Annotated in this window: 22 protein-coding genes and 1 pseudogene; 12 read left to right on the top strand and 11 right to left on the bottom strand. The window is 68.5% G+C overall.

The features are described 5' to 3' along the window. A pseudogene (locus DJ69_RS00395) lies at positions 1-205 on the top strand (hypothetical protein); the annotation flags it as partial. A 287-nt stretch (positions 206-492) separates the two neighbouring features. On the opposite strand, the gene DJ69_RS00390 reads toward DJ69_RS00395, so the two are convergent. The 3 genes from DJ69_RS00390 to DJ69_RS00385 all read right to left on the bottom strand — a co-directional run bounded on the left by DJ69_RS00390 (position 493) and on the right by DJ69_RS00385 (position 2,033). Continuing rightward, entirely contained in the window at positions 493-960 is a 468-nt protein-coding gene (locus tag DJ69_RS00390) for a pyridoxamine 5'-phosphate oxidase family protein (protein ID WP_099253790.1), read from the bottom strand. A 158-nt stretch (positions 961-1,118) separates the two neighbouring features. Then, positions 1,119-1,271, bottom strand: a complete 153-nt coding sequence (locus tag DJ69_RS18125) for a DUF7560 family zinc ribbon protein (protein WP_180271681.1) — start codon at positions 1,269-1,271, stop codon at positions 1,119-1,121. 126 nt (positions 1,272-1,397) lie between these two features. Next, positions 1,398-2,033, bottom strand: a complete 636-nt coding sequence (locus tag DJ69_RS00385; protein WP_099253789.1) for a helix-turn-helix domain-containing protein — start codon at positions 2,031-2,033, stop codon at positions 1,398-1,400. A 219-nt stretch (positions 2,034-2,252) separates the two neighbouring features. On the opposite strand from DJ69_RS00385, the gene DJ69_RS00380 reads away from it, so the two are divergent. From DJ69_RS00380 to DJ69_RS00360, 5 genes are all read left to right on the top strand, one after another. Continuing rightward, positions 2,253-2,642 (top strand): winged helix-turn-helix domain-containing protein, encoded by a 390-nt coding sequence (locus DJ69_RS00380; RefSeq protein ID WP_099253788.1) that lies wholly within the window; start codon positions 2,253-2,255, stop codon positions 2,640-2,642. Positions 2,643-2,717: 75 nt separating this feature from the next. Further along, a complete protein-coding gene (locus tag DJ69_RS00375) occupies positions 2,718-4,508 on the top strand; it encodes a PAS domain S-box protein (RefSeq protein WP_099253787.1) in 1,791 nt (596 codons plus the stop codon). Positions 4,509-4,701: 193 nt separating this feature from the next. After that, on the top strand, positions 4,702-6,816 hold the full coding sequence (locus tag DJ69_RS00370; protein ID WP_099253786.1) for an acetate--CoA ligase family protein: 2,115 nt from the start codon (positions 4,702-4,704) through the stop codon (positions 6,814-6,816). Beyond that, entirely contained in the window at positions 6,813-7,874 is a 1,062-nt protein-coding gene (locus DJ69_RS00365) for a phosphotransacetylase family protein (RefSeq protein WP_099253785.1), read from the top strand. Before DJ69_RS00370 ends, DJ69_RS00365 begins: the two co-directional genes overlap by 4 nt. 99 nt (positions 7,875-7,973) lie before the next feature. Beyond that, a complete protein-coding gene (locus DJ69_RS00360) occupies positions 7,974-8,984 on the top strand; it encodes a DUF7139 domain-containing protein (protein ID WP_099253784.1) in 1,011 nt (336 codons plus the stop codon). Positions 8,985-9,009: 25 nt separating this feature from the next. Here the strand turns inward: DJ69_RS00360 and DJ69_RS00355 are convergent, their stop codons facing one another. Both DJ69_RS00355 and DJ69_RS00350 read right to left on the bottom strand, forming a co-directional pair. Beyond that, positions 9,010-10,119, bottom strand: coding sequence for a DUF373 family protein (locus DJ69_RS00355; protein WP_099253783.1), 1,110 nt, complete (start codon positions 10,117-10,119; stop codon positions 9,010-9,012). A gap of 78 nt (positions 10,120-10,197) precedes the next feature. Next, positions 10,198-10,908, bottom strand: coding sequence for a DUF6517 family protein (locus DJ69_RS00350; protein WP_099253782.1), 711 nt, complete (start codon positions 10,906-10,908; stop codon positions 10,198-10,200). A gap of 152 nt (positions 10,909-11,060) precedes the next feature. On the opposite strand from DJ69_RS00350, the gene DJ69_RS00345 reads away from it, so the two are divergent. Further along, a complete protein-coding gene (locus DJ69_RS00345) occupies positions 11,061-12,059 on the top strand; it encodes a radical SAM protein (RefSeq protein WP_099253781.1) in 999 nt (332 codons plus the stop codon). Between the two features lie 172 nt (positions 12,060-12,231). Then, positions 12,232-12,528, top strand: coding sequence for a DUF7130 family rubredoxin-like protein (locus DJ69_RS00340; protein ID WP_099253780.1), 297 nt, complete (start codon positions 12,232-12,234; stop codon positions 12,526-12,528). A 53-nt stretch (positions 12,529-12,581) separates the two neighbouring features. Here the strand turns inward: DJ69_RS00340 and DJ69_RS00335 are convergent, their stop codons facing one another. The 3 genes from DJ69_RS00335 to DJ69_RS00325 form a co-directional block, all read right to left on the bottom strand. Continuing rightward, complete coding sequence (locus DJ69_RS00335; protein ID WP_099253779.1) at positions 12,582-12,833, bottom strand: preprotein translocase subunit TatA; 252 nt, start codon at positions 12,831-12,833, stop codon at positions 12,582-12,584. A 60-nt stretch (positions 12,834-12,893) separates the two neighbouring features. Next, on the bottom strand, positions 12,894-14,219 hold the full coding sequence (gene nreA / locus DJ69_RS00330; RefSeq protein WP_099253778.1) for a DNA repair protein NreA: 1,326 nt from the start codon (positions 14,217-14,219) through the stop codon (positions 12,894-12,896). Between the two features lie 91 nt (positions 14,220-14,310). Next, positions 14,311-15,261, bottom strand: a complete 951-nt coding sequence (locus DJ69_RS00325) for a transcription initiation factor IIB (protein WP_394338343.1) — start codon at positions 15,259-15,261, stop codon at positions 14,311-14,313. A gap of 181 nt (positions 15,262-15,442) precedes the next feature. On the opposite strand from DJ69_RS00325, the gene rnhA reads away from it, so the two are divergent. Together rnhA and DJ69_RS00315 are read left to right on the top strand one after the other, a co-directional pair. Then, positions 15,443-16,039, top strand: a complete 597-nt coding sequence (gene rnhA, locus DJ69_RS00320) for a ribonuclease HI (RefSeq protein WP_099253776.1) — start codon at positions 15,443-15,445, stop codon at positions 16,037-16,039. Next, positions 16,026-16,706, top strand: a complete 681-nt coding sequence (locus DJ69_RS00315; RefSeq protein ID WP_099253775.1) for a DUF7108 domain-containing protein — start codon at positions 16,026-16,028, stop codon at positions 16,704-16,706. The genes rnhA and DJ69_RS00315 overlap by 14 nt, the downstream gene beginning before the upstream one ends. A gap of 105 nt (positions 16,707-16,811) precedes the next feature. Here the strand turns inward: DJ69_RS00315 and DJ69_RS00310 are convergent, their stop codons facing one another. After that, positions 16,812-17,171 (bottom strand): PadR family transcriptional regulator, encoded by a 360-nt coding sequence (locus tag DJ69_RS00310; RefSeq protein ID WP_099253774.1) that lies wholly within the window; start codon positions 17,169-17,171, stop codon positions 16,812-16,814. 464 nt (positions 17,172-17,635) lie between these two features. Between DJ69_RS00310 and DJ69_RS00305 the strand changes: the two genes are divergently transcribed. Together DJ69_RS00305 and DJ69_RS18120 are read left to right on the top strand one after the other, a co-directional pair. Beyond that, positions 17,636-18,169 (top strand): inorganic diphosphatase, encoded by a 534-nt coding sequence (locus DJ69_RS00305; protein WP_099253773.1) that lies wholly within the window; start codon positions 17,636-17,638, stop codon positions 18,167-18,169. A gap of 108 nt (positions 18,170-18,277) precedes the next feature. Beyond that, the gene (locus DJ69_RS18120; protein ID WP_180271680.1) at positions 18,278-18,421 is read left to right on the top strand and encodes a hypothetical protein; all 144 of its coding nucleotides are present in this window, start codon (positions 18,278-18,280) and stop codon (positions 18,419-18,421) included. A gap of 24 nt (positions 18,422-18,445) precedes the next feature. On the opposite strand, the gene DJ69_RS00300 is transcribed toward DJ69_RS18120, so the two are convergent. Beyond that, positions 18,446-19,243, bottom strand: coding sequence for a helix-turn-helix transcriptional regulator (locus DJ69_RS00300; RefSeq protein ID WP_099253792.1), 798 nt, complete (start codon positions 19,241-19,243; stop codon positions 18,446-18,448). Between the two features lie 97 nt (positions 19,244-19,340). Beyond that, positions 19,341-19,589: a hypothetical protein gene (locus DJ69_RS00295; protein WP_099253772.1), complete on the bottom strand. Its 249-nt coding sequence runs from the start codon at positions 19,587-19,589 to the stop codon at positions 19,341-19,343. Positions 19,590-19,598 lie beyond the last annotated feature (9 nt).

Genomic DNA, 19,598 nt, shown 5'->3' with positions numbered 1-19,598 from the left:
GTCCACGGGCGTCGCCCGCTACAACGGGACGATGCGGATTCCCGCGGGCGACGGCCCGTGGACCCTGATCGTCAGACACAACGGCGAGACGGTCACCACGCTGCGCGGTGACTCGAACCGCTCCCTCCTCGGCGGCTCGACGAGCGTGAGCGGAAGCGCTTCGGCCTCGGACTCCGCGACCAACTCCACGAGTTCGTCGGCGTGAACTGCGGGAGACCGCCGTCGAAACCCGATCGCTCTCGGTGATAACCGAACTCCGACAGCCCGGCGGCGCCAACCTCCAAATCCCCGGCTGGAAGGGCGAAGCGCGACGACGCGAGGACCGAAGACCACTGCGAGTCGCGTGAGACCTCCCGACTGGGTCTTCGGAGGTGTTCACCGCAGGGCTGCCGAGAGCCTTGTAACCAGCAACGAGAACGGAACCCCTCGAGTCGACGGCTCACGGACGACCGGCGGTACGCGCCGGTGAGACACGATCGACGAGCTACCGATTCACTCTTCGTCGCGGTCGACGACGACGGTGCGCCCGGTGAGCCGCTCGGGCTCGAACCGGTACAGTTCGATGTCGAGGTCCGCCTTCCCCTCGGCCCAGATCTCGAACAGCGGCCGTCGAGCCTCGCCGTACTGCGCGATCGACTCGGGCGTGAGATCGTCGAGGTCGACCCGGTGGAGGGTGCCGACGCCGACGACGCTCGCGTACTCCTCGCGGTCCCTCTCGCCGCCCTCCTCGTACACCACGATCCGCGCCTGGGGAGTGGACGCGAGGAACTTCCGCTTCTCGCTGTCGGGCGTTGACACGAGCCGGAGGAAGGCGTGCCGCGATTCCTCGTCGAATCCGTATGAGATCGGGATCGCGTACGGGGTCTCGTCGCGCGCGAGGGACAGCACCCCGGTCTCGTGCCGGGACAGGAGCGCGTCAACCTCCGCGTCGGACATCTCGACCTCGCTTCTCGTCGCCATACGCTATCTCTCTGGGCACGAAGGCATAAAGGACACGAGACTCGGCGAGGAGGGGCCGACGGCTGCCGATGGCGACGGCCGCAGCGGGGGAGCGACGGCCGGGGGCGGAAGCTCCACGGCGGAAGCGGGGACCCAGAGACCGGAGGGGAGCGCGAGCGCTACGCGGTCCGCTGGTCACCGATGTCGCCCTCGGTGAGCGGGGCGCCGCAGACGACGCAACCCGCCTCGAGCAGCGTCGCCCGCATCTCGTCGTCCACCTCGATCGATCGGCGACACTCCGGGCAGACGATCGTGTGTGTCCGTGGGCTCATACTGTTGAGTACGGCACCGATCCACATGAAGGATAGATCGGATTCCTGTGAGTTCGGAATCCGACAGGTCGGAGATCCGATGATCGACGGCGCCGAGAACGACGGCGAGGGGTGGCACAATCCCGATCAGTCGAGCAGCGTCGAGAGCAGCTTTCGCTGTGCGGCCGCCATGTGCTCCGAGAACGTCGAGCGATCGATGTCGAGCGACGCCGCGACCTCGCCGGCGTTGGCGCCCTTCGGATGGTCGAAGTAGCCGGCGTCGTAGGCGGCGGTGAGCACCTCGCGCTGGCGCTCGGTCAGCTCGCTCCGGTCGACCGTGACCAGGTCCGACTCCTCGGGCGTCGACGACGACTGGAGCAGCCGCAACACCTGCATGTCGGAGCAGAACTCTCGGAACTCGTCGAGCACGGAGCGGAGCGTCGGCAGGTCGGTCGTGTGAAAGGTGAGGAGCAACCGCCCGTCCCGGATCGTTGTCTCCGACGCGGGGACGCCGTGCCGGTCGAGCACCGCGAACGGCGATGCGTCGACGCTGGGGGCCTCGAACCGGTAGGCGGCCTTGGCGCCGTAGTCGAACACGACGTCGACGCCCTCGGGAACCTGGAGATCCGCGTCGGCGATGAACTCGAGGACGACCGTCTCCGTGTCGTCGGCCGACGTGCTACGCGCGACGCTGTATATCGGCGACGACCCGTCGACGACGCCGTCGAACGGGGAAGGCGCCGCCGTCGGGAGCGAGACCTCCGCCCTGATTCCGGATCCCATCTGCTCCATTCGTATCAGCCCCCCGGCAAAACGTTGACGCCGTCGATCGGGGGAGGTCGGCATCGATGCGGCTCCGCGGAGCGCGGTGTCGGTGCCGGCGTGAGCACGCGGAAGGGCGTCGACGCGGCGGTTCCGAACGACGACGATCGGCGTTCCCTTATAAAATACCCCACATATGCAGGGCCGGTGTTGGGGTAGTCGGAGCCGGTACCTACGTCCATGAAGCGAAACGCGCCGCAGGCGGCCGGGCCGACGACCGCGACGGAAGGAGACGAGACGCTCGACGACACGTTCGAGGCGCTCGCCGACCCCGACTGTCGAGCGATCCTCGGAGCCGCCGACACGGCGATGACGACGAGCGAACTGGCCGAGGCGTGCGACATCGCGCTCTCGACCGCGTACCGCAAGGTCGAACGGCTCAGCGAGACGCCCCTGCTGGTCGAGGGCGTCCGCTTCGACCCCGACGGCGATCACGCGGCGGAGTACACGCGAGGGGCGACCGACGCCACCATCGAACTCGGCGAGGGGGGCGTCACGCTGACGGTCGACGACGCGGCCGCCGACCCGGTGAGCGTCGCGTTCGACACCACCGGCGTCTCGGCCGACTGAGCGCGCAGTCGGGTTGTTTCACCCGTGATAATTTGGCGGTCAGCCTTATTAACCACCTCGAGAAGCGGTAACCATATGACCGAGCCCCCGGATCCCGCCGTTCTTTTAGATCTCTCGGGGGACAAAATCGCGGTCCTGGACGAAGACGGGATCTACCGTCATCTCAACGCGTCCGTCGCCGATCTGCTGGGGTTCCGCCCGGAGGAACTCATCGGGAGGGACGCCTTCGAACTCGTTCACCCCAACGACGAGGAGCAGCTCCGGGGTATCTTCGCGCGGATCGTCTCCGGCGAGCTAACGCCCGACGAGCCGCAGGAGTATCGATACCGCACCGCTGACGGCACGTGGGTCTGGCTCCGGACAGCGGTACATCCGCCGGCGGAGACGGGTGTCGACGGGTACGTGTTGACTTCGCGGGACATCACGGCCGAGGTCGAGTCCAGACGCCGACTGGAGACGATCGCGTCGGTGTCGGCCGACGTGTTCTGGATGTTCTCCGCGGAGTGGGACGAGCTGCTGTTCGTCAACGACGCCGTCGAGGAGATTTTCGGCGTGTCGGCGGCCGCGCTCGAACAGCAACCCAAGCGGTTCCTCACCGCGGTCCATCCCGACGACCGCCCCTACGTCGAGCGCGCCATGGAGCGGCTCTCGAACGGGGAGTCCACGCTGATCGACTACCGGCTCGGGTCGGCCGACGGGACCACGAAGTGGGTCCGCGTGCCAGGCGAGCCGGTGATAGAGAGCGGCGAGGTGGTCGCGGTCACGGGGTTCGTGCGCGACGTCACCGACGAGTACCGGCGCGAGCGACAGCTCGCCGTGATGGACAACCTCCTGCGACACACGATCCGCAACGACATGAACATCGTCGACGGGACGGCGGAGCGCATCCTCTCGTCCGTCGCCGCGGCGGACGCGTTCGATCCGGAGACGTGGAGCGGCGCCGTCGCGGACGCCGAGACGGAAGACGGTGACGACGATCGGGGCGGCGGGGATGGTGGCGACCGGGTCGATCCCGACGCCCTCGCCGAACTCGGCGCCGACCTACAGGAGTACGCCGAGACGATCCGACGGGTCGCCTCCGACCTGTTGACGACGGCGGAGAAGCAGCGGGGCGTGATCGACCTGCTGCGACAGCGCAGAGCGCCCCAGAAGGTCGAGCTCGCGCCCGTGGTCGAAGAGGCGCTCGGCATGGTCGTCGACGACTGCAACGAACCGATCGATCTCGCCTATCGGGACCCGGTCGAGGACGGGGAGACAGCGGGGAGCAACACCGGAGACGAGGCGTGGACGGCTTGCGGCGAGACGGCAAGCGGAGAGCCGAGCGGCGGCGACGGCCCGACCACCCCGCAGGTGTCGGTGTCGTACCCGCCGAACGCGAGCGCGTTCACGCACCCGGAGCTCGACTACGCGATCGCGGAGCTGGTCGAGAACGCCATCGAACACGCGGAGTCGACCCCGCGAATTCGGATCGACGTGTGCGTGACGGACGAGGAGGTCGAGGTGTCGATCCGCGACAACTGCCCGCCGATCCCGGTCGAGGAGCGGTACGTCATCACCGACCGGTGGGAGATGGACGACCTCCGCCACACCGGGGGAATGGGGTTGTGGCTCGTGTACTGGGTCGCGAACCGGTCCGGCGGCGACCTGACCTTCGACACTCACGACGGCGGAAACATCGTGACGCTCACCGTGCCGAGCGCAGAGACCGGCGAGACCGGCGAGGGGTCCGTCGGAGCGAGCCCGCCGAACCGCCCGAGGACCGCCGCCATGAGCCCGATGAACGCCCAGATACGAACGGACGGGTCCGCCCCCGGAGAGCCCGAGAGCCGCGGATCGGACGCCAAGGGCGGCGACGACGCGGAGTGAGCGGGTCGGTCAGGACGCTCGACGGACCGCGATCCGAATGGGGGTCCGAAGCGTGGGAATGCGGACTGAACCGGGGATTACAACTCCGGTCCTCAAACGAGTGGGCGTCGATGCGATCGGTTGTTCATTAATATTCAGCCGATGAGAACGCTCCCGTCGATCTTAAACCGTCGGTGCGTATAACTACGTACCGATGGGTACGCTCAATGAGCTGTTCGACCCGGACCGGGTCGCCGTCGTCGGCGCGACCGCCCGAGAGGGGGCTGTCGGACGCGCCGTAACGTCGAATCTGCTCGACGACTTCGACGGCGACACCGTCCCCGTCAACCCGAACTACGACGAGGTGCTCGGCACACCCTGCGTCGACGAGGTCGCAGACGCCGACGCCGACGTTGCCGTGGTCGTCGTCCCGCCGTCGATCGTGTTGGACGCGATCGAGGCGTGCGGCGAGGCGGGCGTCCGGAACGTCGTCGTGATCACCGCCGGGTTCGGCGAGACGGGAGAGGACGGGGCCGCGAGGGAACGACGCCTCGCGGAGATAGCCGACGAGTACGACCTGAACCTCGTCGGCCCCAACAGCCTGGGGATCATGTCGACGCCCTCGGGCATGAACGCGACGTTCGGCCCGGAGAACGCGCTCCCGGGCGGGCTCTCCTTTATGAGTCAGTCCGGCGCGTTCGTCACCGCGGTCCTCGACTGGGCCAACGACAACGGGATCGGCTTCAAAGACGTGGTCTCGCTGGGCAACAAGGCGGTCCTCGACGAGACCGACTTCGTCGACCACTGGGGCGACGACGAGGAGACCGACGTGATAATCGGCTACCTCGAGGGGATCGAGGACGGGCGCGAGTTCATCGACACCGCCCGCGAGACGACGCAGGACACCCCGATCGTCGCCGTGAAGTCGGGGCGGACGAGCGCGGGGGCACAGGCCGCCTCCTCGCACACCGGCACGCTCGCCGGCTCGGACAAGGCGTACGAGGCCGGCCTCGATCAGGCTGGCGTCATCCGCGCCGAGTCGGTCGACGAGCTGTTCGACTCGGCGGGCATCCTCGGGAGCCAGCCGCTCCCCGACACGGACAGCGTCGCGATCGTCACCAACGCCGGCGGCCCCGGCGTGATGGCGACCGACGCCGTCGGCGACGCCAACCTCGATATGGCGTCGTTCACCGGGGAAACGAGCGACGCGCTGGCCGAGTCGATGCCCGACGAGGCGAACATCCACAACCCGGTCGACGTGATCGGCGACGCCGACGTGGAGCGGTTCCGGGAGGCGCTGGAGATCACCGTCGCCGACGACAACGTCGGGGCCGCCCTCGTGCTGGCCGCGCCGACGGCGACGATCGACTTCAACGACCTCACGGACGCGATCAGCGAGGTAAGCGACGAGATGGACGCGCCCGTCGCCGCCTGCCTGATGGGCGGCGACCGGACCCGCGAGCCGAAACAGCAGCTCCAGTCGAAGGGGATCCCCTGTTACTTCGACCCCGCCCGCGGGATCGAGAGCCTCGCGACGCTGGCGCGGTACCGCGACATCAAACAGCGCGAGTACGCCGACCCGATGTCGTTCGACGTCGACCGCGAGCGCGCTCGCGAGATTCTGGGCGCGGTGCGCGACCGCGACGACAACCGCCTCGGCGTCGAGGCGATGGAGCTGCTCGACGCCTACGGCATCCCGACGCCGGCCGGTGAGATCGTCGACAGCCCCGAGCGGGCCCGCGAGGTCGCCGCCGACATCGACGGCGGCGTGGTGATGAAGATCGTCTCGCCGGACATCCTCCACAAGTCCGACATCGGCGGCGTCGCCGTCGGCGTCGAGGACGACGAGGTGACGGACACCTACGAGGACCTGATAACCCGCGCGCGAAACTACCAGCCGGACGCGACCGTGCTCGGCGTGCAGGTGCAGGAGATGGTCGATCTCGACGACGGCGTCGAGACGATCGTCGGGATGAACCGCGACCCGCAGTTCGGCCCGCTGCTGATGTTCGGGCTCGGCGGGATCTTCGTGGAGGTGATGGAGGACACCACCTTCCGCGTCGCGCCCGTCTCCGAGCCGGAGGCCCGCGAGATGACCGAGGAGATCCAGTCGGCGCCGCTGCTGCGCGGCGCCCGGGGACGCGACCCGGTCGACGTCGACGCCGTCGTCGAGACGATCGGTCGGCTCTCGCAGCTGGTCACCGACTTCCCGGCCATCCTCGAACTCGACATCAATCCGCTCGTCGCACTGCCCGACGCCGACGGCGGCACGAACGCCGCCGCCGTCGACGTGAGACTTACGGTTGACCCGGAGAAACTCGACCCATGACAGACACACCCACGACACTCGTCACCGCGACCGGAGAAGGCGCCGGAAAGACAGCGATCACCGTCGCGCTCGCGCGGCTCGCCGCCGACCGCGACCGCAGCGTCGGCTACATGAAGCCGAAGGGGACTCGGCTCCAGTCGAACGTCGGCAAGACGCTCGATCAGGACCCCATGCTCGCACGCGAGGTGCTCGACCTCGACGCCGAGATGCATCAGATGGAGCCCGTCGTCTACTCGCCGACGTTCGTCGAGGGCGCGATCCGCGGCACCGAGGACGCCGACGCGCTCCGCGAGCGGATCCGCGAGGAGTACGACGACCTCGCGGCCGATCGGGACCACATGTTCATCGAAGGCGGCGGGCGCTGGACCACCGGCGGCGTCGTCGGCCTCACCGACGTGGACGTGGCGGAGCTTCTCGACGCGCAGGTCGTGCTGGTCGCCGGGTACGACTCCCCGAACGACCTCGACGAGGTGATCGCGGCCGCCGACGCGTTCGGCGACCGGCTCGCCGGCGTCGTGTTCAACAAGGTCTCCGACGACGCGTTCGAGTCGCTCGATCAGGACGGGATCCCGTTCCTCGAGTCGAAGGGGATCACCGTGTTCGGCGCCATCCCGTCCGAGAAGGAGCTGGCCGGGGTCACCGTCGGCGAGCTCGCGGACGAGCTCGGCGCGGAGCTGCTCACCGACGCCCCGACCGACGGCTTCGTCGAGCGGTTCCTCGTCGGCGCGATGGGCGGCGACGAGGCGCTCCGCTACTTCCGCCGCGCCCGCGACGCCGCCGTGATCACCGGCGGCGACCGCGCCGACGTCCAGACCGCGGCGCTCGAAGCCTCGGGCGTCGCGTGTCTCGTGTTGACCGGCGGCCACCGGCCCTCGGGCGCCGTGCTCGGGAAGGCGGCCGACGCCGACAAGCCCGTCCTCGCGGTGAACACCGACACGGTCACCGCCATCGATCGTGCCGAGGGGATCGTCCGCGGCGGACGCACCCGCGACGCGCGCACCGTCGACCGGATGGCTGAGCTGCTCGACGCCAACGTCGACGTGGACGCGCTGGTCTGAGGCGGCTCCCGTCGCTAGGCGAGGGGGATCCCCGTCCCGTCCCCCGCCGCAGGCGAACGTCTGACATACTGTTTTCAGGGAGGACGACGTAGGGCGCGTATGACCAGTCTCTCGGAGGCGTACGGCGGGCGGGGGCGCTCCGAGGTCGATCCGCGCCGGCTGTACGTCGGCGTGGGCGCGTTCGTCGCTGGAACGCTGCTCCTCGTCGCCGGGATCCTCGTGGCCGCGGAGGTCGTCCTCCCGAGCGGCTACAACTCCGGCGAGGCGCGGCAGCTCGGCGGCGTGCTCGGCGGCGTGGGCGTCCCCCTCGTGTTGCTCGGCGTGATGACCGTCCTCCCGGCGGACCGCAACACCCGCGTCGCCGCGGTCGTCGGGGCGGCCGTGATGTGTCTCGGCGTCGCGCTGTTCGCGTACGCGTACCCCAACCAGTGGGTCGGCGGCCCCCGTCCGGATCTGACGGACCTCACGCTGCCGACCGCGGGGCTGTACTTCGTCGGCGCCGCGACGACCCTGTGGAGCGTGTTCGTCGGCGTGGCCAACTTCAAGACCCGGAACGACCCCGGCGGCACCGTCACGATGGAGGTGACCCACAAGGGCGAGACGAAGGTGATCGAGGTCGATCGCGCCGAGCTCAACCGCGGCGGCGGCGTCGGCCTCCTCGGGGGAACCCCCGACGGAAACGTGGAGACGCAGACGAACCGGAACGGTGAGAGCGGCTCCGGCTCCGGCTCCGAACCGGGCTCCCGTGGATCCGCCGGCCCGTCCGGGGGGACCGGATCGCCCCGCCCGTCCGGACCGACCAACGGATCGAACCCCGCCGGCGTGAGCGACGGGGGCGCGACCGCGACCGACATCCGGTCTCCGCTCGACGGGAGCGGCGGAGCGGGCGGCGAGCCGGCCGGGTCCGCCGGGCAGTCGCCGGACGGGACGGGCGAACCGATCACACCCGGCGTCTCGCCCACGGCGCGCGACGGCCCGGGCGACACCTACTGCGGGAACTGCGCGCAGTTCGACTACGTCCGCACGGAGCAGGGAATGCAGCCGTACTGCGGCCACCGCGACGAGCTGATGGACGACATGGACGCCTGCGAGGAGTGGACGCCGCGGTAAGCCGCTTCGAGAAGTAGCTCGCTTTTCACGCCGGGTCCGCCGACGGGAGCTGCGACTCCGCGACAGCGAACGCGAGCGTGCTCAACACGGCGGTGAGCGTCCCGGCCGCGAGCGCCATCGCGAGGTCGGAGAGCCCGAGCGACGTGACGCCCTGTGCCGCCGGCAGGAAGAACCCGGAGACGGCGTACAACACGACGGCGATCGAGAGCACGTAGAAGGGCGCGTTGAGGTACCGCCACCGGAACCGGCCCGCGAGGTACTCGTCGGTGATCTGGCCGAGACTGGAGGTGACCCCGGCGACCGCGAGCCACTGGACGAACCCGTGGACGAACGCCGCGAGCGCGACGCCGACGGTGACGCCCCCGCCGCGGACGCCGCGGACGACCTCGACCGTTTCCATCCCTTGGACCCCGCCGACGACGATCAGCGCGAGCGCGACGACGTAGGTGACGAGCGTCACCCGCCCGGTGTAAAGCACGTTCCGGACGGAGGCGGCCGCGCCGTCGACCGTGTCTTCGAGCCCGAGCCCGCGGAACAGCGAGTAGAGTCCGACGACCCCGGAGAGGATCCCGAGGACGGCGGCGCCCGCGATGTTGAACAGGTTGGCGACGACGACGAGCGGGTAGATGAGGAGGAGCACGCCGAGCGGCACCAGGATCGTGCCGCGCGTCTCGGGGTCCGCGAGCACCTGCTTGATCGTGTAGTAGAGCGATTCGAGGTCCTGCGCCTGCCGGACGACCACCCGCCGCATCCCGTCGATCGGCATCCGCGAGCGGATCACGGGGAGGACCGACTCATCCTGTGCGCCGTCGGTGATGACGACGGCCGAGACCTCCTCGCCGGTCGAGAGCTCCGCGAGCACGCGGTCGACCTCCTGTCCCACCGCGCGGTTCGCCTTCACGTCGGCGCCGTCGACACCGGTGACGGCGGCGACCTCGACCGACTCGCCGCCGGCCGCCAGCTCGTCGTAGATGTTGACGCCCTGAAACAGCACGTTCACGTCGGAGTCCTCCGGGTCCGCCGTCGCGAGCGCGACCGCGGCCTCGGTGACATCGTCGGCGCCGATGACGGGCGTGGGGATCCCCGTCTTCCGGCCGAGGTCGTCGTCGAGGTCGACACAGAGGACGAGCAGCATCGTACGGGAGTACGCGGGGGGTCGGCATATGTTTTCGGCTCCCTCCGCTATCCCGCGACTTCGGCGACCGCGTCGCCGTCAGTTCTCCTCGTTCGGCTCGTGTTCGATCCCGTTCATCATCTGCCGAACGTTCTCACCGTCGCTGAACCCGGACGGATACGCCGCGAGGGGGAGCACGAAGTCGTCTCCGACGCCGACCGGCTCGCCGATGTGGAGCTCCAGTTCGGTGCTCGCGCCCGTCCCCTCGATCTCGCCCTCGGTCGTGTACACGACGACCTCGGCGTCGGCGGCGAGGATCGTCGTCGTGTACTCCGAACCGCGCTCTAAGTCGCCGACGTTCTCGTAGCGGTTCAGGATGAGATCGGCGAGCTCGCGGGTGCTCATCTCGGCGATCGGGTTGAGCGCCTGTCCGAGCACCTGTATCTGGGGGGTCGTCACCGCGGCGAAGACGGCCGCCTGGTAGCGCTCGCCGAACAGCTCGACGGCCTTGTCGTACTCGGCGACGGTGTTCGTCACGCGCACCTCGCGGGTCTGTCCGGCCACCTCGACCTCACGGGAGATCGGTCGGTCGGTCACCTCGTTGATCTCGTACCCGCTTTCGTCGAGCGTCGCGTCACCGACGGTCGCAGTGCCGGCCGCGAACTCGGCGGGCTCCCCACCGGTGGCGACGTCGAGGGCGGTACAGCCGGCGAGGCTCGCGAGCCCCACCGCGCCGCCGACCGCGAGCGCGCGGCGGCGACTGAGCGCGTCGGTGCCGGTCGTCTCGTCGGCGGTCGTCTCGTTTCTCATACCCGCCGTCGTGCGGGGGGAGGTACATACTTTGTGTTCGTTTCGGGAAACGGACCGGTTCGAGAGCCCCGTGGAACCCCCCGTGATAACGGCTCACCCGGGGGCGCACAGTTCGGACGCTTTTTGAGGCCGCGGCCGGTAGAGGGGAGTAGATGATCTCCAAGGGCTGTGAACAGTGCGCCAAGGGCGGGAAGATGGTGCTTTTCGTCTACGGCTACTGCGACCAGCGGGACTGCTTCTACTGCCCCCTCGGAGAGAACCGGAAGAACGTCACCGACGTGTACGCCAACGAGCGGAAGGTCGAGTCCGACGAGGACGTGATCGCGGAGGCCAAGCGCATGAGCGCGCTCGGCACCTCGATCACCGGCGGCGAACCGCAGGAGGCGATGGCGAAGACGACCCGGTACCTCGAACTGCTGAAAGACGAGTTCGGCGAGGACCACCACACCCACCTCTACACCGGGGTCACGGGCGGGCGCGAGAACATGCGCCGCCTCTCGGAGGCCGGTCTCGACGAGATCCGCTTCCACCCGCCGCTCGAGATGTGGGGCGACATGCACGGGACCGAGTGGGAAGAGATCCTCCACATCGCCCGCGAAGAGGGGCTTACCCCCGCCTTCGAGATCCCCGGCATCCGCGCGGAGCCGGAGTTCTTGGAGTTCCTCGACGAGGGCGCCGCGGAGTTCTGTAACATCAACGAGTTCGAGATGTCCGACGGGAACTACCGCCGGATGCAGGAGGAGGGCTTCGAACTGCAGGAGGGCCACATGTCCGCCGTCGAGGGGTCGAAGGACGACGCGATCGTCTCGGAGATGGCGAGCCACGAGAAGGTGTACTTCTGTACGTCCGTGTTCAAGGACGCCGCCCAACACCGGAACCGGCTCAAGCGGATGGCGAAGAACATCCGCCGCGAGTTCGACGAGGTGACCGACGACGGCACCCTCGTCTACGGGAAAGCGTTCGCGGACCCCGACCGCTTCGACGCGCTCGGCGTCCCCGAGGAGTTCTACACCGTCAAGTCGGACCACGTCGAGGTCGCGTGGTGGCTCCTCGAGGAGATGGTCGAGGACGGCGACTTGGCGGAGGGCGAAATCGTCGAGCAGTACCCGACCGTGAACGGCACCGTCGTCGAGCGCACGCCGGTCGCCTGAGTCGTCGTTCGAGCGTGGGCGGATTGGGCGGTGTTCGCCGCCGACCCGTCGCCGACGCAGTATCGGTCCGTTCCCAGCACGACAGGCCGCTGAGCGTCTCGCTGACACGGACGCTTCGATAGTCGTGCTATCACCTACCACACTTATGACGGATCAGCGCGTACAGCCGCGCATGGCCAGCGAAGAACCCGTGTTCGCCGACGTGAGCATCGGCCAGTCCGTGTACAACGAGGACGGAGACCAGCTCGGGACGGTTCGCGGGGTCGACGACGACGGCTTCTACGTGTCGTCGCCGTCGGGGTCGGAGCCGCTGACGCTCACGGACGCCCGCGACGTGTTCGGGACCGCCTACGTGATGTGGCGGTGCTGGGAGTGCGGCGAGATGGGCGAGATCGGGACCGAGCTCCCGGAAAGCTGCCCGAACTGTGACGCGCCACGCGAGGAGCTGTACTACTGGGCCGAGGACTGATCGGGACTACCGCGACCCCTCACCCCGGCCTCGGTCGCACTCGGCGCGTCGGCTTATCCGCGATCGTCGCCGTCGCTCTCGGCCGGTTCGTCGTCCACTTTCTCGCGGAGGCGCTCGACCTCCGCCTCCAGTTCCGCGATCCGGTCGGCGTCGGCATCGGCGCCGTCCGAGCGCGTTCTGAAAAACAACACGACCCCCGCGATGACGACGAGGGGGACGCCGAAGAGGAGCACGAGGACGACGAGGAGGATCAGCAGCTCCGGACCGCCGGGAACACCGCCGAACGCGGGGACCATCGGTACCATGTGGGCTCCCACTCACCGGGGCGACTAAAACGGTCGGGAGAGGCGGACGCCGCCGCCCCCTCACCCCGCGTCGACGAAGTCCCCGATATTCGCCTGCAGCCCGGCCGCCATCGTCGATTTCCGTCGGAGGCGACCGAGCGACACGGGGAGGTGGTCGGCGACGCCGCGGACCGCCTCGCCGAACGTTTCCGCGGCCCCGTGCTCTCCCTCGAAGGCGTTCCGGACCGCCTCGCGCACCTGCCAGACGCCGACCGGACCCCAGTAGTCGTCGGAGACGTGCCGGAGCACGAGCGCCTTCGCCTGTCGCCCGCGGTCGTCGAGGTGTTCCAAGACGCCGAGCCGGGCCGCGTAGTAGGCGCCCGCGGTCTCCTCGACGTAGCCGGTCCGGCCCTCACGGCCCTCGCTGGCGGCCGCGAGGTACACCCCCGCCTCGGGATCGGGGTTCCAGATCGAGCCGGGGGACTTCATCTCGACGAGCTCGTACTCCCACCGTCCCGGCACGAGGATCACCCAGAAGGCGTTGCCGAGGTACTCGTTGCGGTGGACCTCGATCCGGTCGACGGTCGGATTGTCGCGGATCGAGCCGCGGAGGAACTGCCCGACCGTGTCGTCGACGGCCGTGATCGACCAGCGCGTCGGGACGAGCCGTCGGTTCCGTCCGCGGCCGAGCGCCCCCGCGGAGAGGATCGTGTTGATCTCGTACACGTCGAACCCGCGGCGGTAGAGGTACGTCATCGCGCCCTCGGCGCGCCAGTCGTCGTCTTCGAGCGTCTTCTTCACCGGGCGGGGGACGTGCGGATTCTCGCCGAGGTCGGCGGTCCTGGCCGCCGCGCGCGGGCCGGTCGGCGTCTTGATGTCCTCCGTCCCGACGTCGAAGTCGAGATCGGGGGTGCCGTCGAGGCCGATCTCCACGTCGACCGGGCGGTCCGCGATCGCGACCTCGCGTTGAACGCCCAACCACCCGTCCCACGCGTCGTGGACGCTCTCGGCCGGACCGCCGCCGCCGACCGACTTCACCCCGCCGGTCGCCCCGGCGTCCGCCACGTCGACTCCCCGCGTCGAGTTGAGCAGGCTGGTCCGACGGTCGAACACGTCCGAGATGGAGACGCCCTCGTCGTACCACGCCGCGGAGGTCTCGAACGCGTCCGCGCGCTCCTCGCGCCCGACCGGCGAGAGCAGCCCGGTCGAGACGTTGGGGTAGTTCGCACGGCCGACGAAGATCGACGGCGAGACGCTGCCGACCACGGCGTCGTCCGAGATGTGCTCCTCGAAGCGCCGCTCGAAGGAGTCGAGGTGGTCGAGAACCCCGTAATCCTTCTCGGCGGCGAGGCGCCGCCGCTCGGCGCGCTCGTTCGCCTCGAACTCGATGAACTCGTCGAGCCGCATTCGTCGACCGTTCGTGGCGCGGCGGCTTGAACGTTGCTAGCGGGCGGGAGGAAAGGGGCCGAAAAGACGGAGAGGGCGGTCGCGGCGGCGCCTAGCTGTGGATCCCCATCGCTTCGATCTGCTCTTGGTACCGGTTGCGGATGGTGACCTCGGTGACCTGCGCCACGTCGGCGACCTCGCGCTGGGTCTTCTTCTCGTTACACAGCAGCGACGCGGCGTAGATCGCGGCCGCGGCGTATCCCGTGGGTGACTTTCCGGAGAGAAGCCCCTGGTCGGCCGTGGTCTCGATGATCTCGTTGGCCTTCGACTGGACCTCTTCGCTCAGTTCGAGCTCCGAAGAGAACCGCGGAACGTACTTCTTCGGGTCGACGGGTCGCATCTCCAAGCCGAGCTCCTGGGAGATGTAGCGGTACGTGCGCCCGATCTCCTTGCGGTCGACCCGCGACACGTCCGAGATCTCCTCGAGCGAGCGCGGGATCCCCTCCTTGCGACAGGCGGCGTAGAGGGCGGCGGTCGAGACGCCCTCGATCGAGCGCCCGCGGATCAGGTCCTCGTTGAGGGCGCGTCGGTAGATGACGGAGGCGACCTCGCGTACCGACCGCGGAACGCCGAGGGCGCTCGCCATCCGGTCGATCTCCGAGAGCGCGAACTGGAGGTTGCGCTCGCCCGCGTCCTTCGTCCGAATGCGCTCCTGCCACTTGCGCAGCCGGTGCATCTGCGACCGCTTTTTCGAAGAGATAGAGCGCCCGTACGCGTCTTTGTCCTTCCAGTCGATCGTCGTCGTCAGCCCCTTGTCGTGCATCGTCTTCGTCGTCGGGGCGCCGACGCGCGACTTCTCCTGCCGCTCGGAGTGGTTGAACGCGCGCCACTCCGGGCCGGGATCGATCTGTTCCTCTTCGACAATGAGCCCCGTCTCCTCGTGGATCAGCTCCCCGTCGGCCGTCCGGGTGAGCTCTTCGGGGTCGAACTCCTCGGGGTCTACCCCGTCGGCGTCGACCCCCTCGGCGTCGGTTTCGGTCTCGGCGTCGTCCTCGTCCCGCACACGCTGCCGGTCGTGATCCCGTTGCCGGGTTGGCCGTGTCATCGCATTTATATACTATCCAAACGGATTAACTTAAAATTTCGTGAGGGAAACGGTAGTCACACGACGGCGCCGCTGGCGGTCTCACGTCCGCCACGGCGGACGGACAACCCTTTGTCCCGGGAGCGCGGAGCCCGACCGAATGCCCACGATCGACTGCGATCCGGCGACCGCGCGAGCCCGGTTGGCGGACGCCGGCGTCCGGATCGAGGAGGGGAACACCGCCCACGAGCGGTGGCGCGCCGAGCGAGAGGGCTCCGTCGCCGTCGCGTACGACGACAAGGTCGTCGTGCAAGGAAGCGACCCGACCCGGCTGACGACCCTGCTGAGCGAGGGCGGCGGACGCGCGCACGTCTACTTCGACGGGGGCTCGCGCGGCAATCCCGGACCGGCCGGAGTCGGCTGGTGTCTGGTTACCGCAGACGGGATCGTCGCCGAGGGCGGCGAGCGGATCGGTCGCGCCACCAACAACCAGGCCGAGTACGCCGCACTGATCCGGGCGCTGGAGGCCGCCGACGAGTACGGCTTCGACGAGATCGACGTCCGCGGCGACTCCCAGCTGATCGTCAAACAGGTGCGCGGCGAGTGGAACGCCAACGACCCCGAGCTCCGCGAGAAGCGGGTCCGCGTCCGGGAGCTGTTGGAGCGGTTCGACCGGTGGTCGATCGGCCACGTTCCGCGAGAGATAAACGAACGCGCCGACGAACTGGCGAACGAGGCACTCGATGACGCGAACTAACGACGAGCCCCCGGAGTGGGCGAAAGAACGGGCCCGCGAGGTACTGGCGGCGGAAACCGACGGGGAGGCGGAGGGAGCCGGCGGCGAGGCCGATGACGACGCCGACGATCGCGTCCCGGACGTGCCGACCGAGACCGTCGACGAGGCGGAACGGCTCACCCGGCTCGCCCGACGGACGGAGGAGGAGTCGGCCGCCGCGTTCTACCGCGAACGTCGCGACGAGCTGGTCGGAAGCCACGACTACGTCCCGCGGATCCGCGAGGACGACGACACGCTCGTGTTGTACCCCGAGGAGTGGATGGAGGCGGGGACCGTCCAACTCGACAGGATCGAGACCACGGACCGGGCCGTCGAGGTCTCGCTGTCGGGGCCGGGCGACGCCGACCGCTACCGCGAGGTCGCCGCGTACAACGACGCGGTCGCCGACGCGGTCGCCGACGCCCGCGACGCGGTCCACGCCGACACCGCCCGGAGCTTCGCGGCGTTCATGAGCAATCACTACGTCCGCGCGGTCGACGACGCGACCCCCGAGATGCGCGAGGAGTTTCGAGAGGAGTACTTCCCGCGGAACGGCTGGCCGAGCGACGAGCAGTTGGCCGTCGTCGACGAGTCGCTGGACGTGATCGAAGCGGTCGCTGCGGACGTGGACGGTCCCGAAACGTCGTAGGTCGGGCCTCGCGGAGCCGTCGCTCAGTGATCGAGCGTGCGCGGCTTTCGCCGCGCGCGTGTGCCAAAATTCAGTTGCCGCCCGAGACACCGATGAGTGGGGTCGTTACGCGTTGATCAGGGCGCGGATCTCGTCCGCGCGCTCCTCGTCGGTGACGAACCGGTCGAGGACCCACTCCAGCTGGCCGAGAACGGCGTCGTGGCCCGCCTCGGTGAGCTCGTACTGGTTGGTCCGCTTGTCGAGTTCGCTCTTTTCGACGAGCCCGTCCTCGACGAGGTCGTCGAGGTTCGGGTAGAGCCGCCCGTGGTTTACCTCGGAGCCGTAGTACGACTCGAGCTCGCGCTTGATCGCGAGCCCGTACATGGGCTCCTCCGAGAGAATCGTGAGGATGTTCTGTTGGAACGCGGTCAGGTCCGCTGCCGTTCGCGTCGGTGATTCATCAGCGACTGATTGTGCCTCTGACATGGCTAAAGGAAGGGAACCCGAACTTATAACCTTTCTCAAGGTTCACGAACGTTTTAATACGTCAGCGGACCTCGGGGCAGCGAATCGTGCCGATACCTGTGAGAACGGGGCCGAACAGTTCGATTCGGCGAAACGCCACTATCGAGTGATCGCGTACCGTAACGTCGGATACACGACAATCCGTCGACGAAACCGGGTCGTTTGGGTGAAATGTGTCACCCGACATATCGGTGTTTCTCGCCGGTACCGATGCGACCTGCGGGTGAAACACTCGGCGAGAGCGAGGAGAGTAACTCGCGGATCTGGGCGTGAGCCGTGGCTTGCGGCGCAGTACCAGCAAAGCGACGTCGGGGGCGAGAGAAGCCCGCTCGACGAGGTTGGGCCGATGCGGGAGGGCGTCCGCCGGCAGAAGTCGCGACGGAACCCGAAAGGACTTTGCGACCGATGGACGGAGTACCCGGTACATGGCTAACCTCTGGGAGGATCTCGAGACGGGACCGAACGCGCCGGACGAGATTTACGCCGTCGTGGAGTGTCTCAAAGGCGAACGGAACAAGTACGAGTACGACAAGGACATCCCCGGCGTCGTCCTCGACCGGGTGCTCCACTCGAACGTCCACTACCCGTACGACTACGGCTTCATCCCGCAGTCGTACTACGACGACGAGGACCCCTTCGACGTGATGGTGCTCGTCGAGGACCAGACGTTCCCCGGCTGCGTGGTCGAGGCCCGGCCCGTCGCGCTGATGAAGATGGACGACGACGGCGAGCAGGACGACAAGGTGATCGCGGTGCCGACCGAGGACCCCCGGTTCGACCACATCGAGGACCTCGACGACATCCCGCAGCAGACGCTCGACGAGATAGACGAGTTCTTCGCGACCTACAAGAACCTCGAGGCCGGCAAGGAGGTCGAAACGCTCGGCTGGGAGGACAAGCAGGCCGCGAAGGACGCGATCGAACACGCACAGGACCTGTACGACGAAGAGTTCCAGTAGGCGACTACGGGACGTTTGATAACCCCGAGGCATAGCCGCCGGCAGCACGGATGCGTTATGCCCATGGGTAATTTTTAGAGGGGAGGCCACGTACGTCCACGTAGAGCCATGAGCGCACACAGTCAGTCGTCCGTCGGTATCGATCACCCGACGGTCGTCCCCACCAACTTCGATCCCGAGGATGCCGACGCCGGCGACGACGACACCGAGAGTCCGGCGAGCGCGGCGGACGACGGACAGACGAACCGGTAGCCGGTTCGGCGGCCGAGCGTCGGGCTAGGCGTTCTCGACGACCGCGGAGAGACACTGGGCCTCGTCGACGAACGACTCGAATCGGTCGTCGACCCACTCGATCACGGCCTGGTCAGTCGATTCGAGCACGCACCGAGGATTGTTTCTGCGGTCGTAGGCGGTCACGCACGCGGTGTCGTCGTGCCGGAAGAGGCCGTATTCGATCGGCTCCGGGGAAACGTGCACCGTCGCGCGCTCGTCGTGTAGCGCCCGATCGGTCGCCGGACCGAACTCCGTGATCGACTCCTCGACCACCTGGCGGTCGATGACGAGTTCCACCTCGGCGCCCGCGTCAAGCACCTCCGCGGCCGCGTCGTTGAACTGCTGGATGACGATGGGGGACACGGCACGGATCTCCGAGCCGCTCCCCTCCCGGAGGAGTTCGGTGAGTCGGTCGACGACGGCGAGAGGGTTCCGATCGGGTGCGACGGTCAGCTCGCCGGCGTCGACCGCCGAGGGCGGAAAGTCGGCGCCGACCCGTTCGAGGTCGGCGGCGAACCGCCCGTGCCGATCCGCGACCTCGACCTCGTCGAGCAGCGCTTCGTACGCGTCGTGGACCCGTTTCCCGGTCGGCGTCACGTGGTAGGCCGCGTCGCGTTTGACGACCCAGTCGCGCTCCCGGAACCCGGAGAGGATGCGCTGGACCGTCGTCCGCGTCGCGTCGACCGCGGCCGTGAGGCCCGCGGGACGGCGCGGCTCCGCTCGGATCGCTCGGAGCATCGCGACCCGGACGGGAGACCCCGCGAGGTACTGTGCGCCGTCGTGTCCGTCGTCGACCGTCATCGTGCGACCCATGCGTACGGGCACCGCACCCTTAATCGTACCGCGTTGTCCCGCAACAGAAAGTCGGTAGGCGGGCTCAGACGGTTCGCCAGCCCGATCACGGGCGGTACCTGAACGAGACGACGGTACCGATGGTGTCCTCGCCATCGATGGCCTCGGTGGTGACGGTCGCGGCGACCACCGCGTCCTCGCCGAGCGCCTCCTCGATCACCGCGGTGAGCGCGTCGGGGTCGGCACCCTCCTGTAACACCGGCACCCGAACCTGCCGTCGGTTGACGCCGACGTCGCCGAGGTCGTAGTCGGTGTGCTCGAACGCGTCTCGGAGCGCCGCGTGGATGTCAGTCATGTTCCCACT

The organism is Halorubrum persicum, from assembly GCF_002727125.1.
In the GTDB taxonomy this organism is placed as follows: Archaea; Halobacteriota; Halobacteria; order Halobacteriales; family Haloferacaceae; genus Halorubrum; species Halorubrum persicum.
The sequence above is the reverse complement of the archived record's forward strand: the minus strand, read 5'-3'. Positions and strand labels throughout refer to the sequence as shown.